10 protein-coding genes are annotated in these 13,322 nt (G+C 73.5%); 4 read left to right on the top strand and 6 right to left on the bottom strand.

All coding sequences use genetic code 11. The features are described from left to right. The first annotated feature begins 71 nt into the window (after nucleotides 1–71). Both OG408_RS25670 and OG408_RS25665 read left to right on the top strand, forming a co-directional pair. Nucleotides 72–1,178, top strand: a complete 1,107-nt coding sequence (locus OG408_RS25670) for a pyridoxal-phosphate dependent enzyme (protein ID WP_442806064.1) — start codon at nucleotides 72–74, stop codon at nucleotides 1,176–1,178. Between the two features lie 81 nt (nucleotides 1,179–1,259). After that, nucleotides 1,260–3,854: a discoidin domain-containing protein gene (locus OG408_RS25665; RefSeq protein WP_326672178.1), complete on the top strand. Its 2,595-nt coding sequence runs from the start codon at nucleotides 1,260–1,262 to the stop codon at nucleotides 3,852–3,854. Here OG408_RS25665 and OG408_RS25660 read toward each other — a convergent pair. Beyond that, nucleotides 3,841–4,734, bottom strand: coding sequence for a DMT family transporter (locus tag OG408_RS25660; RefSeq protein WP_326672176.1), 894 nt, complete (start codon nucleotides 4,732–4,734; stop codon nucleotides 3,841–3,843). The genes OG408_RS25665 and OG408_RS25660 overlap by 14 nt on opposite strands. A 57-nt stretch (nucleotides 4,735–4,791) precedes the next feature. Between OG408_RS25660 and OG408_RS25655 the strand changes: the two genes are divergently transcribed. Continuing rightward, the gene (locus OG408_RS25655; RefSeq protein WP_266782335.1) at nucleotides 4,792–5,322 is read left to right on the top strand and encodes a MarR family winged helix-turn-helix transcriptional regulator; all 531 of its coding nucleotides are present in this window, start codon (nucleotides 4,792–4,794) and stop codon (nucleotides 5,320–5,322) included. Between the two features lie 26 nt (nucleotides 5,323–5,348). On the opposite strand, the gene OG408_RS25650 is transcribed toward OG408_RS25655, so the two are convergent. From OG408_RS25650 to OG408_RS25635, 4 genes are all read right to left on the bottom strand, one after another. Further along, nucleotides 5,349–6,710: a DUF4407 domain-containing protein gene (locus OG408_RS25650; RefSeq protein ID WP_326672174.1), complete on the bottom strand. Its 1,362-nt coding sequence runs from the start codon at nucleotides 6,708–6,710 to the stop codon at nucleotides 5,349–5,351. Next, the gene (locus tag OG408_RS25645) at nucleotides 6,700–8,436 is read right to left on the bottom strand and encodes a hypothetical protein (RefSeq protein WP_326672172.1); all 1,737 of its coding nucleotides are present in this window, start codon (nucleotides 8,434–8,436) and stop codon (nucleotides 6,700–6,702) included. Before OG408_RS25645 ends, OG408_RS25650 begins: the two co-directional genes overlap by 11 nt. Further along, nucleotides 8,433–10,832 carry a hypothetical protein gene (locus OG408_RS25640; protein ID WP_326672170.1) on the bottom strand — a complete coding sequence of 800 codons (2,400 nt, stop codon included), beginning with the start codon at nucleotides 10,830–10,832 and terminating at the stop codon, nucleotides 8,433–8,435. The genes OG408_RS25645 and OG408_RS25640 overlap by 4 nt, the downstream gene beginning before the upstream one ends. Before the next feature lie 88 nt (nucleotides 10,833–10,920). Next, a complete protein-coding gene (locus OG408_RS25635; protein WP_326672168.1) occupies nucleotides 10,921–11,781 on the bottom strand; it encodes a hypothetical protein in 861 nt (286 codons plus the stop codon). 286 nt (nucleotides 11,782–12,067) lie between these two features. Here OG408_RS25635 and OG408_RS25630 point away from each other — a divergent pair, with 286 nt between their 5' ends. Continuing rightward, nucleotides 12,068–12,631: a Pycsar system effector family protein gene (locus OG408_RS25630; RefSeq protein ID WP_326672166.1), complete on the top strand. Its 564-nt coding sequence runs from the start codon at nucleotides 12,068–12,070 to the stop codon at nucleotides 12,629–12,631. Here OG408_RS25630 and OG408_RS25625 read toward each other — a convergent pair. Beyond that, a complete protein-coding gene (locus OG408_RS25625) occupies nucleotides 12,611–13,315 on the bottom strand; it encodes a Crp/Fnr family transcriptional regulator (RefSeq protein WP_266782323.1) in 705 nt (234 codons plus the stop codon). The two genes, OG408_RS25630 and OG408_RS25625, sit on opposite strands and share 21 nt — an antisense overlap. Nucleotides 13,316–13,322 lie beyond the last annotated feature (7 nt).

The raw sequence follows: 13,322 nt of genomic DNA, 5'->3' as shown, positions 1-13,322 counted from the left end.
CCGCGACACCGCGGCCGCCCCGGACTCGGTACCCGTGCTCGGTACCGTCGGCGGCTGGCATGCTGGCCGTCATGGCCACCACCACCTACCGCTGCCCGCAGGACGGCACCCGTGCCGCCGTCACCTCGCTGACTTGGTGCTGCCCGCTCTGCGGGGGCCCGTGGGACCTCGACTTCGAGAGCGCTCCCTTGCGCGCCGACGCCCTGCCCGGCCGGATCAACTCCCTGTGGCGGTACGAGGAGGTCCTGCCGCTCTCCGCCCCCGCGACCACCCTCGGCGAGGGCCGCACCCCGCTCGTGCCGCTCACCGGCACGGTCTCGGCCAAGCTCGACTTCCTGATGCCGACGCTCTCCTTCAAGGACCGGGGCGCGGTGATGCTCGCCGAACTGGCCCGCGGCCTCGCCCCCGAGCGCGTCGTCGCGGACAGCAGCGGCAACGCGGGCACGGCCGTCGCCGCGTACTGCGCCCGCGCCGCGCTGCCCTGCACGGTGTACGTCCCCGAGGGCACGTCCGCGAAGAAGACCGAACAGATCAGGGCCCACGGCGCCCGGCTGGAGGTCGTCCCCGGAGACCGCGAGGCGACCGCGCGGGCGGCCCGCGCCGCTGCCGGCACCCCGGGCACCTTCTACGCCTCGCACGTCTTCAACCCGTACTTCCTGCACGGCACGAAGACCTATGTGTACGAGCTCTGGGAGGATCTCGGCGGCCGGCTCCCGGACGCCATCGCCGTACCGGTCGGCAACGGCACGCTGCTCCTCGGCGCGGCCCTGGCCACGGCCGAACTCCTCGCCCAGGGCCTGATCGACACCCGGCCCGCGCTGGTCGCCGTCCAGGCCGAGGCCGTGTCGCCGCTGGCCGCAGCCTTCCACGCGGGGGCCGACGACCTCCTCGACACCCCGGCCGGCGCCCTCGCCTCCCCCACCCTCGCCGAGGGCATCGCCATCCCGCGCCCGCCGCGCGCCCGGGCGATCCTGGCGGCGGTGCGGGAGTCGGGCGGCACCTTCCTGACCGTGACCGAGGACCGGATCCGCGACGCCCAGCTGGATCTGGCCGCGCGCGGTTTCTACGTGGAGACGACGGGGGTGGCCTGCTGGGCGGCGGTGGGCGGCTGGACCGACCGCAGCGTCGTCGTCCCGCTGTGCGGCGCGGGCCTCAAGACGGGGCTCGCGGCGGAGTGACCCCGCGGTGCTCCCGGGTGTCAGCCGTTCACCCGCGCGCCGTGCCCCGCCGCACCGCACCGCCTTCCCTACGTTCGTACCGTGAGCCTCTCGCGTACCTCTCTCCTCACCTCCCTCGTCGTGTGCGCCCTGATCGCGCCCCTGCTGCCCGGTGCGTCCGCCGCCGGCCGGCCGGCCGCCCCCGCTCCCGCCGTGGCCTGCGGCCGGGACACGGATCCCGCCTGGGCTCCGACGTCCACCGTCTTCGGCGAGGCGGCCGGGTACGACCCGTACGTCGGCAACGGCTATCTGGGGCACCGCGTGCCGGCGGCGGGCGCCGGGTACGCCGAACGTGAGGAGAAGACCGGCTGGCCGCTGTACACCCCGCGCTACGACGGGGCGTTCGTCTCCGGGCTCTTCGGCCGTGAGAAGGACCTGGCGGCGGGCCGGGAGGTGGCCGCCGCGCTGCCGAGCTGGACCGGTCTCGACGTGCGCGTGGGCAAGGAGACCTACGGCTCCGCCACCCCGGCGGGCCGGATCTCCCACTACCGCCAGACGGTGTTCCTGCGCTGCGGACTGGTGCGTACCTCGCTGCGCTGGACCACGGCCGACGGCCGCGCGACCGACCTGACGTACGAGGTGCTGGCCGACCGCGCCGAGGTGCACACCGGTGCCGTACGGCTGCGCATGACCCCGCACTGGAGCGGCACGGCGACGGTCACCGGCCGGCTCGACCCGCGCGGCGCACGCCGGATCGCCCTCGCGGACGACGGGACGTTCCGCACGCGGGGCACGGGGACGGCGGGCGCGATCGTCCAGACGATGCGCCCGGCCGGCGCGAACGGGCAGCCGTCCCGGGTGACTTCCGGGCGTACGTACACGTATCTGAAGTACGTCGGCGTCGACACCGCGCTGACCTCGCGCGCCCCGCGCACCACCGCGCGCGAGGCCTCCAGGCGCGGGGCGCGGCTGGGCTGGTCCGCCGTCCTCGCCGAGAACGCCGCCGTCTGGCGCCGGGACTGGTCCGCGGACGTGTCCGTGCCGGGCAGCCCCGATCTGCAGAAGTGGCTGCGCTCCGCCCAGTACGGCCTGCTCGCCTCCACCCGCACGGGTTCCCGCGACAGCATCGCCCCGGCCGGGCTGACCAGCGACAACTACGCGGGCATGGTGTTCTGGGACGCGGAGACCTGGATGTATCCGGGGCTGCTGGCCACCCGTCCCGAACTGGCCCGTTCGGTCGTCGAGTACCGCTACCGGACACGCGACGAGGCCCGTACGAACGCGGAGAAGCTCGGCTTCGAGGGGCTGTTCTACCCGTGGACGAGCGCGAGCAGGGGCAGTCTCTGGTCCGAGTGCCAGAGCTGGAACCCGCCGCACTGCGTGACCCAGAACCATCTCCAGGGCGACGTCTCGCTGGCCGTCTGGCAGTACTACCTGGCCACCGGCGACCGTGACTGGCTGGCCGGACACGGCTGGCAACTACTCCGGGGCATCGCCGACTTCTGGGCCTCGCGCGCCACCGCGAACGATGACGGCAGCTACTCGGTGAAGGAGGTGGCGGGCCCGGACGAGTACAGCAACGGCGTCACGGACGGGGTCTTCACCAACGCCGTCGCGGCCACCGCCCTGCGCAACGCCACCCGCGCGGCGCAGCTCCTCGGGCACGCCGCCCCCGCCGGGTGGAAGGAGGTCGCGGACGGTCTGCGCATCCCGTACGACCCGGACCGCAAGCTCTATCTCCAGTACGCGGGATACGACGGCTCGACGATCAAGCAGGCCGACACGGTCCTGCTGATCTATCCCCTGGAATGGCCGATGGAGCCGGGTGCCGCCGCCTCGACGCTCGACTACTACGCGGCGCGCACCGATCCGGACGGCCCGGCGATGACGGACTCGGTCCATGCGATCGACGCGGCCGCGATCGGCGAGCCGGGCTGCGCCGCGTACACGTATCTCCAGCGCGCGGTCCGCCCGTTCATGCGCGGTCCGTACGCCCTCTTCAGTGAGGCGCGCGGCGCGAAGGCCGGTGCCCAGGACCCTCTCTCCGGTTTCCCGGCCGACGACTTCCTGACCGGGAAGGGCGGCTTCCTCCAGGTGTTCACGCACGGGCTGACGGGCCTGCGGCTGCGCGAGGACGGGGTGCGTCTGGACCCGATGCTGCCGCCGCAGCTGCGCGAGGGGGTGAAGCTGACGGGGCTGCGGTACCGGGGCCGTACGTACGACATCGCGATCGGCCCCCGGACGACGGAGGTCCGGCTGACGTCGGGCGCGCCCTTCACGCTCCACACCCCGTCCGGCCCCCGCACCCTGTCCACGGCGCTCACCCTGCCCACCCGCCGCCCGGACCTGACGCCTACCACCGACGCGGCCCGCTGCCGCCCGGCGACGGCGACCTCGGAGACGCCCGGTCTGTACGCGGCGGCCGCCGTGGACGGCAGTACGGCGACGGCCTGGTCCCCGGACGGCGCGGCGGGCACGCTGACGGTGGAGCTGGGACGGACGGCCCCGGTGACCGGGTTCGCGCCCGAGTGGACGGACGTGCCCCCTGCCTCGCACCGCCTGGAGACCTCGGCCGACGGCCGGAACTGGCAGCCGTACCGGGCGGGGGCGGTGGCCCGGGAGGTGCGGGTGACGGTCCGTTCGGCGGACGCGGCCGCACCGGCGGGCGTACGGGAACTGAGGGTCACGCAGCCGTAGTCCGCGTACCCGGGGCTGCGCCGAGCGGCCGTCGGCGCGCTGCCGGCCGGCCGAGCAGGATCCCGGCCAGGACGAGGACGAGCCCGCAGACCTGCCGGAGGGTGAGCGACTCCCCGGCAATCACGGTGCCGAGCAGCACCCCGGTCACCGGGTTGAGCAGCCCGACCAGGCCGACGGTCGCCGCGGGCAGATGGCGCAGACCGGCGAACCAGGCGGCGAAGGCGAGTGCGGTCGCCACCACCGTGACGTATCCGAATCCGAGGACGGCCGGTCCGTCGAGCGCGGGCGGCGCGCCCTCGACGGCCGCGGCGAGGGGCAGCAGCAGAAGGCCGCCGGCGATCAGCTGCCAGGAGGTCGAGGCGAGGACGTCGGTCCCGGCGCCCCAGCGCTTGGTGAGGATGTAGCCGAGGGACGACATCAGCAGGGCGGCGACGGAGGCCAGCACGCCGCGGACGTCGGCCGACACCTGCCCGGTCAGCAGCATCAGGCAGACCCCGCCGATGCCGGCGGCGGCCCCCAGCAGGGGCAGCAGTCCCGGCCGCTCGGCGACGAGCGCCCAGGCGATCAGCATCATGGCCACGGGCGAGGCCGCCATGATCGTCGAGGCGGTGCTGGTCGGGAGCAGCTGCGCGGCGACGTACACGAGGGCGAAGAAGCCGCCCATGTTGAGGACGCCGAGGACGGCGGCCTTCCACCACCAGGAGCCGTGGGGCAGCTGCCGACGGACGGCCAGAAGCAGCAGTCCGGCGGGCAGGGCCCGGATGGCGGCGCCGTACAGCGGGGTGCCGGCGGGCAGGTAGGCGTGGGTGACGTAGTAGTTCGTGCCCCAGGCCACCGGAGCGATCGCCGTGATCAGCACCCACCGAAAAGTAGCTTCCATGGAAGCTAATACTACTCGCATATCTTCCATGGAAGCTATGCGGGCTAGAGTGGGACCATGCCGGATTCCACCGCCCCGCAGCCCCCCGCCCTGGACCACGTGGCCCGCATCCAGGCGGAGTGGGCCCGCGAACGCCCGGATCTCGACGTACGCCCCCAGGGCGTGATCGGCCGTCTGCACCGGCTGGCCGGGCTGCTCACCGAGGAACTCTGCGTGGTCTACCGCCGGTTCGGCCTGAGCGAGGGCGAGTTCGACGTCCTGGCGGCGCTGCGCCGGGCCGGTGAGCCGTTCGAACGGGCCCCCGGCGAACTGGCCGCGCACACCATGGTCACCACCGGCGCGATGACCAAGCGCATCGACCGCCTGGAGCGGGCCGGCCTGGTCACCCGCCGCCGCGCCGCCGACGACGGCCGCGCCCGCGTGGTGGCCCTCACCCACGCGGGCCGCGACCTGATCGACCGGGCCTTCACCGAGCACATGCGCAACGAACGCCGCCTCCTCGACACCCTGACGGGGGACGAGGCGGCGGCGCTGGAACCGCTGCTGACGACGTGGCTGCAACGGGTGGAGCCGGCGCGGGAGGGCTGAAACGGGACGCCCCGCCGCACCGGACGTCACTCGCCCAGGAGCCGGGCGGTGCGTGCGTCGAGTTCCTCGCGGACCATGCGGACGTGCTCGGCGCGCGCCTTGTACCGGGCGTACCCCAGCCGGGACTTGTCCTCCTCGGCCCGCACCTCGGCCGCGTACCGCCGGACCTCGTGATCGATGGTGGCGACCTGGCGCTGCACGTCCTGGTCCTCCAGGTGGATGCGCTGGTTGGCCTCGCGCCGCTCGCCGAGCCTGCGGTCGTACTCGGACGGGCCGCTCATCAGCTTGGCGAGCACCGGCATGGCGTCGACCAGCAGCAGCACGGCATGCAGCAGGAACATCATGAAGAGCGCGAAACCGTCGGACCAGGCCACCGTGGACAGGGCCTCGGCACGCAGCAGCAGCCCGTCGTGCTGCTGCGACGACTCCCGGTCGGCGACCTTGGCGTCGATCGCCTTCTTGACGTCCGTGCGGTAGGCCGTTCCCGCGCTGACCAGCTGCTCGGACAGGACGTTCCCCTTGCCGACGAGTTCGGCGCGCTTCTTCTCGTACTCGGCGACCTTGCTGGTCCGCCGGTACGCGCTGGTGTCGGCGCGGGCGCGCTCGCAGGTCTCGGTGGTGTCCCAGCCGTTGCCGCGCCGGATCCACCGCTCCTTGGCGCACTCGCGGCGCTCGGTGGCCAGCTTCTTGTCGAGGGCGTCGTTGAAGGTCTTGATCTGCTGGTCGAGACGGGCGACGGCGTCGGTGTTGTCACCGATGTCGCCCTTGATCGAGGCCGGCGCGCCCTTCACCGTCAGATGGAAGTCGCCGCAGTCCGCGCGGCTCGTCGTGTCCGCACCGTCGAGGGGGTTGCAGGCGGTGAGGCTGCCACGGAAGTCCGCGAGGTCGCGCTCCCTGCTGACCGCCATCTCCTGGCGTATCTCCCGGTCGAAGATCTGGAACAGCATCGGCTCGGCGATGGTCAGCCCGAGCACCACGGAGAGGAACAGCCGGGGCACCAGCATGCGCACCGCGCGTCCGCCGGTGTAGCCGTGGGTGCTGGAGACCAGCCAGCTGTCCAGGGCCAGCACGATCCACGCCCAGATCACACCGATGAGGACCGCGGCCACGACCGGCGTGCCCTCGCGGATCGTGCTGATCGCCAGGGCCATGGAAGCCCCGCCGAGCAGCGCGGTGTTGAGCACGATGGCCCCGTACCACGTGTAGCGGGCGCGTTCGGCGCTCTCGCGGTCGAGGATCTCCTCACGGACGCCGATCAGACGGCGCAGGAACACGGCGGGGCCACGCCCGCTCCGGCGGCCTCGCCGGGGGCCGTGGGCGGGCCCGGTCCCGGACGCCCACGTGTCGTAGTTCTCCTCGGGCGGGCGTACGGGGGTGTCAGCGGCCACGCTCCTCCCTCCCTGCTTCACCGAGGTCGTCGTCGGCGATCAGCGGACGGCGCGTGGCGCGGTCGGGGTCGATGCCGCCGTCCCGGTCCCGGTCGTCGTCGCGGGCACCGCCGGCGGCGGGCCGGTCGTATCCCTCGCCGTACCGGTCGCCCCCGTAGCGATCGTCGCGCGGTCCGTGCTTCCGCCCGTACTCCCCGCCCTTCTTGAACGGGGAGCCCTCGTCGTCCTTGAAGTGCGAGCCCTCGTCCTTCCGGAACGAACCCTCGTCGTCCGGCGGGCGGCGGTCCCCGGAGCGCTCCGGGGACGGCGCGCCGTCGCCCTCCTCCAGCTGCGGGGCCTCGTCGGCACCGGCCACCTGCGCGGGGCCGGACGGCTCCTGGTCGAGGAGTCCCTGCCCGGAGCTGAGGCGCTCGACGAAGGCGCGGGCATCGAGCGGCGCGTTGTCGAGCAGGCCGCGGTTGATCATCTGGCGGCCCAGCTCCTGGTTGACGCTGTCGCGCCGGTCCGCCCGGTGACGCCGCTCGGCCCGCTCGGCCAGCGTGTCGTCGCGCTTCTCGGCGCGCTGCCGCAGCCGGTCCTCCCGGTCGCCGGCCCGCTGCTCGCGCTTCTCCTCCCGCTCGGCGTCGAGCGCGGCCCGCTCGTCCTGGCGGTCGACCTCCCGGTGCCGGTCCTCACGCTCCAGGCTGTAGCGCAGGTCCTCCCGTTCGCTGTGCCGCCGCCGCTCGGCGAAGTCCCAGTGCCGCTCCTCGTCCTCGCGCTGCCGCTCGCGCCGCACCCGGTCCGTCTCGCGCTGCCGTTCGGCCAGGTCGGAGTACGCGATCTCGCCGCGGCGCTGGGCGAGGATGTCGGTGTGGGCCGGATCGATGCCGAAGTCGTCGATGTCCTTGAGGGCTTCGACGCGCTCGAACTCGTTGTCCTTGCGCTTGAGGTTCTGCGTGTAGTGCTGGTCCTCGGCGTCGGTCCGGCGGGTGTACGTCCGCCTGAGGTCGTCGAGTTCCTGCTGGTGCCGCATCTCGAGCGCCTTGCGCTCGGACTCCATCCGCTCCCGTTCCTTCTCGCGCTCGTGCTCCATCAGCTCACGCTCGCGACGCACCGCCTCCTTCACCCGGTCCTGCTCGCGCTCGCGCCGCTCCTCGTCGGCACGGCGCTGCTGGGCGGCGAACTCGCCCGGGGTGAGCACGGTCAGGTAGGGGTCGCCGACGGAGAGCCCGGCGATCCGCGGCGGCTCCATCTCCAGGTACGAGATCAGCCGGGCGGTCAGCCGCCGGGACACCTCCTTGCCCGCTTCGAGCGGCCACTCCTGGGTGACGTCGCTGAGTCCGGGCAGCGCCCGGAGGTAGCCGAGCAGCCGCGACTCCACATCGGTGACACCCTCGCGGACCACGGCCACGGGATCGGTGACCGTGCAGTGGAAGGCGACCTGGAGGGTGAAGCCGTCGGTCTCGGCGGACGGCACGTCGGTGCCGACGGTGACGGGCACGGCGGTACGGCAGTCGACGACCGTGACCGAACCGGCGTTCAGGACGGCCTCGTCCCCGGGGCCGCGGACACCGTGGTCGGTGAGGTACTGGTCGCCGGTGCGGTAGACGAGCACCTGGTGGGCCGCGACGCGCGGCAGTTCGTCCTGGGAGCGGGCCGGCTGGTTCCAGAAGCGGCGGCCGGTCCGGGGCGCGGGGTCGAGCACGCGCTCCTCCACCAGCGGATAGGTTCTGTGGATCGTGGTCATCGTGGGTGGCTGTCCTTCGCACGGTTCAGGGCGCCGAGCAGGATCGCGACGCAGTCGGGATCTGTGGCGCGAGCGGGGCGGGCGACTGCGGGTCGACCCAACTCACTTACCAACAACGGGTGTTCGTCCAGCGGAAGCGCGGTGGCGAGCGCCTGACCGAGCCGTTCGGCCACCGCGGCGGGGTCTGAGGTCACGGCGGGCAGGGCGCGCGCCGCCTGGCGGAGAGCGGACAGGGCGCTGCGGCGCAGCGGCCGGTAGCAGAGGGCCGCCGCCCACAGCTCGGCGACGACGCCGGTCTCGGCCGGCCGGTCGGCGATGTACCGCGCGACAGCGGGGCGGGCCGAGAGCCGCTCGGTGGCGGAGAAGACCCACAGCGTGGTCTCCAGGACGAGGAGCCCGGTCGCAGAGTAGGCGGCGGACCTGGTGCGCTGTTCCTTCCTGATGCGGTGCGCCAGGGCGTCGAGCACGATGCCGGCGTCCTCCTGGCAGTCGACGAGCGTCAGGAACAGCTGCGCCCAGGCCTGCAGACCGAGTTCGCGCTCGTCGCGCTTGTCGGGCACGCCGCTGCGGAGCATGGCCCAGAGCCACTTCACGGCGTCGGTGGGAAAGGTGACGCCGAGCTGGCCGCCGAAGGCGCAGAGCGCGGTGCCCCGCAGGGTGGGATGGGTGGACTGCGCCCAGGTGCGGGCGAGCGTGAGCGCGGCGGCCGCCTGGGTCTCCTCCAGGCACATGTACCAGAGGACGTACACCGCGAGGGTCTGCCCGGCCTCCCCGCTCTCCCCGCGCGCCCAGGGGTCGAGGTAGCTCTGCACCACCTCGTCGAAGGCGATGTGTCCGAGCAGCGTGAGTCCGGAGGCGATGGAGAGCTGGAGGACGGGATCGGGGTCGGCGTCGACGACCAGCCCCAGCCAGTGACGGACGGCGTCCCAGTACTCGGTGGGGTGATCGCGCCACAGCGCCTCCAGCACCCAGCGGCGCAGATCGGCGTCGGCGAAGACCATGACCTCCCGGGTGGTCGCGCCGTAGATCTGCATCTCCGTGGTGATCAGGGAGTTGCGGGCGAGCGAGCGGCGCCGGTCCACCGGCCGGGTCCGGTGGCGCTGCCGCCGGACCGGCCCGCCGGCGGCCTGCCCCGCGGCGTCGGGAGCCGCGCCGTCGGCGGTGCCGGATGCGGCATCCGGCACGGAATGCGTGGAGTGGACGGGTGGCATGGAGTGGCCGGAGTGAGCGGAATCCGCCGGATCCGCGGCGTAGACGGGCTCCAGGAGCCGTTCGAGGACGTCCTGGAGCGACTCGAAGGCGCGCCGACCGATGCCCAGAGCGAAGGCGAGGGTGGTGACCTCGGCGATCTCGCGCAGACTCCGCTCCTGCTCCGCCACACCGAACCACTCCTGGACCGCCTGCGGCGCGCTGCCGCTGTGCTCCTTCCACGCCTGGTCCGGATCGGTGCCCGCCGCGATCCGCTGCGCCGCGTCGGCGACGACCGCGATGGGACAGTGGGCCGGGATTCCGGCGACGGCCCGGTCGACGGTCTCCTTCGGCATACGGGCCTGGACCAGCCGGGCGCGTACCACCTTGTCCGGAGCCGGGGGCCGCCACGGCAGATGCCGTACGGCCTCCGGGGGACGCCCGGCCGCGCCGTGCACGGTGGTGATGACCAGATGGGCACGGTGCCGGCGCAGTTGGTCACGCACCCGGCGCCAGTCGAAGTCCGAGGCCGCGCCCCCGGCGGCGCCCGCGGTCCCGGTGCGGTCGAGGACGACATAGCCGACGCCCGCGTCGAAGGTCCGCTCGGCGAGCTGGTCGAGACCGATGTCCGGGGAGAGCACCACATAGTCGGCCGACGGTCCGACGGTCTCCCTGAGCAGGGCGACCGCGCCGGACCGCTTGCCCGTGCCCTGGGGCCCGGTCAGGACGACGACGCGGGTACGGGAGAGCTCGCGGGTCGCGTCGTCGAAGCAGTCGGGGCGGATGTACGAGCGCAGCAGCGCGTCGATCTCGTCGCCTTCGAGGAGCCCGGTGGCGCGGGCCCTCCCGGACCGCTCGGTCGCGGTGGCGATGCCGAAATGGGCGCGGCCGTGGTACTGGGGGCCGTAGAAGTTGTTGTAGACGAGGTGGTCGCCGTCGGAGGAGCCGGTTCCGGGGGTCGTGGCCGGATTCGTGGCGGGGTTCGAAGTGGAGTCCGTGACGGGGTTCGATGCGGAACCCGTAGCGGAGCGCTCACCGGAGTCCGTTCCCGAACTCGCTCCCGAATTCACTCCGGAGGGGGACGGAGAGGCGGGTATGGCCGTGGGGGTGGACGAGGGTGCGGACGAGGCGGCGGCCGGCTCGGGGACGGGGCGCGGATCACCGGCCCCGCCCGCCCCAACGGCCGGTTCCCGGCCCTCGCCCGGCACACCGCCTCCCTCCGCACCGCTTCCGTGACTCTCCGTCGGACGATCCGTGGACCTCACGTCTGCACCCCCATCACCCCGTGCACTGCGCTCACTTGGAAATGCCGAAGACGACGTTCCCGTTGATGACGGTTCCGTACAGATTGGTGGTGGCGGAATCGCCGCCACCGCCCTGCGCCGACGCGGCCCTGGCGGGCTCGGCGGGCTCACCGGGACCTGCCGCGGAGCCGGACCCGGAAGCACCCGCGGAGCCGGAACCGGAGCCGGATTCATGGCCGTGGCCGTAGCCGGAATCAGACGCGGTCCGGGGGCCGGGCTCCGCTCCGGAACGCGGGCCCGCGGCGCCGAGGTCCAGCGCGTGCACATCGCACCCCGGCACCCACAGCCAGGCACGGCCCCGGTACTCCTTCTTCTCGACGACGACCTCGCGGAACTCCTCCGGCTGGAAGTTGGTGTAGCCCTGGGCGACGAGCTCCGTGAAGACCGGTGCGGTCAGCGCGACGGCGAGCGCGGCGCCCGGGGCCTCGGCGAGGGCCCGGCGCAGGGGGTCGCTCTCCAGGATGCGGGAGATCTCGACGGGCCCGGGGCCGACGAACCCGCTGGGCGCCTCGGAGGCGGGCCCGAAGTGCACGACGGTACGCAGCGCGAGCCGCGCGCCGGGCACACGGTCGCGATTGTGGGCACGCAGCCCGGCGTCCAGCCGGCGCATGAACGGCTCGACGAGCGCCTGCTCGTCGGAACCGGCCGGGAGTACGGCGAACTCGGAGTCCCCCGCGGCCTGCCGCACCCAGGAGGCGCGGTCGAGCCCCGCGGCCTCGGCCGCCTCCGAGAGGAGGCGGGGCAACGCTGTCTGGATATCGCGCTGACGCGCGGTGTCCGAGCTGCCGTATCCTCGCGCGTCGACGGCGAGCAGAAGCCGCCTGTCGAACACACCCATCGCACCTACGGGCATCCCGTCCTCCTCATCCGTCCCATCGGGAGGGACAGCATGCCCCACCTCCAACTCACTTGCTAATTGGGCTAGTTACAAGGAAGTGGTCGATGCGGCATGCTGCTCCCGAACCGGTGTTCACCCCCGTGGAGCACCGGTCGCCCTGCCAGTCGTACACCGGAACCGGCCACCCGCACCCCGTGGAAGTACGGGATCTCGACGGGCCGCCCAATCCCGTACAAGTGACTGTTCCGTCCGGCGCTCCGGAGGCTCAATGGGAGTCCATCCGAGCCGCGTTGGAGGTTCCGTGACATCCGCCCCGCCCACCGCGTCCACCCGGGCGCCCGCCCCCGCACAGGGCACGCCCACCCCCGCGTCGCACAGAATGCTGCCCATCCTCCAGACGGCACACCAGCACGCCGACGCCAAGGCCGGCATCCTCTCCGCCGTGCAGGCGGCACTCGTGGGGACGGCGGGCGCGTGGAGCGAGGCGGCGGTCGACGGATGGCGGCGGGGCGGCCCGCTCGGCTGGACGGCGGGGGTGCTCCTGATCCTCTTCGCCTGCGGCCTCTTCGGCGGCGCGGCCTCGCTCGCCCTGGCGCTCCGGCCGCGCGTCTGGCGGTCCACCGGCCCCAACGACTACAGCTTCGCCCAACTGGCCGCCGCCACCGACCCACCACGGCCCGCACCGGCACCCGCACCCGCACCGACATCGGCAGCCGAGGACGACCGGCAGCTGCGCGCGATGATCCGCTTCCTCTCCGACGTGGCCCTGCGGAAGTACCGCTGCGTGACGGCAGCGGTGGTCTGCACCGCGGTGATGGGGACCACCGCGGGGCTCTGCCTGCTGTTACGGCCCGCCCTCGGCTGACCGCCGGGGCCGGCGTGCCGTGGGCGGCGCCACGGGTTCGGCGAGTTCGGCGACCCGGGCGAGCCGGGCGAGGTCGTGCACCGTGGTCGTCCGGTACCCGGTGCCGAGCAGCCCTTCGTCCCGCAGTTCGCGCAGCCCCTTGTGGACGGTGGTCTCGGCGGCGCCGGTGAGTGCGGCGAGTTCGGGCTGGGTGAGCTGGAAGCCGATCACATGGCCGCCGCCCGGCTCGGGCCGCCCGTACGCCACGGCGAGCTCCACCAGCAGCCGGGCGAGGCGCACCTTGACCGGATAGCCGCGGAACTCGAGCCGCCGCCGGTTGGCCCAGCGCAGCCGGTCGGCCACGATCCGGGTCAGCGCCATCGCCACCTCGGGCCGCCGCACCATGAGCCCGTGCAGGGCCCCGGGCCCGATGACCCGCGCCCGCAACGGTCCGCAGGCGACCACTCCGGCCGACCTCGGCGCGCCGTCCAGCGCGGCCATCTCCCCCACGCTGTCACCCCCGACCCGGACGGCGAGCAGCGACTCCTGCCCGTTCTCCACGGTGGCGGTGACCTTGGCGAACCCGCTGAGGATCACGTACAGATGCCGGTCCGTGGCGCCCTCGGTGAGCAGGACGCCACCGGAACCGAGGGTCAACTCGGATCCGAGGGAGAGCAGTTCGGCGCGTGCGGGACCGGACAGCACCCCGAGC

This window comes from Streptomyces sp. NBC_01257, assembly GCF_035917255.1.
Lineage (GTDB): Bacteria > Actinomycetota > Actinomycetes > Streptomycetales > Streptomycetaceae > Streptomyces.
Note: the sequence above shows the minus strand (reverse complement) of the source record. Positions and strands in the feature narration are given on the sequence as shown.

Excerpts from the sequence above, each read along its gene's own strand:
- OG408_RS25670 (WP_442806064.1), top strand. The coding sequence starts at position 72 with ATGGCCACCACCACCTACCGCTGCCCGCAGGACGGCACCCGTGCCGCC.
- OG408_RS25660 (WP_326672176.1), bottom strand. The coding sequence starts at position 4,734 with ATGGAAGCTACTTTTCGGTGGGTGCTGATCACGGCGATCGCTCCGGTG.
- OG408_RS25655 (WP_266782335.1), top strand. The coding sequence starts at position 4,792 with ATGCCGGATTCCACCGCCCCGCAGCCCCCCGCCCTGGACCACGTGGCC.
- OG408_RS25645 (WP_326672172.1), bottom strand. The coding sequence starts at position 8,436 with ATGACCACGATCCACAGAACCTATCCGCTGGTGGAGGAGCGCGTGCTC.
- OG408_RS25635 (WP_326672168.1), bottom strand. The coding sequence starts at position 11,781 with ATGCCCGTAGGTGCGATGGGTGTGTTCGACAGGCGGCTTCTGCTCGCC.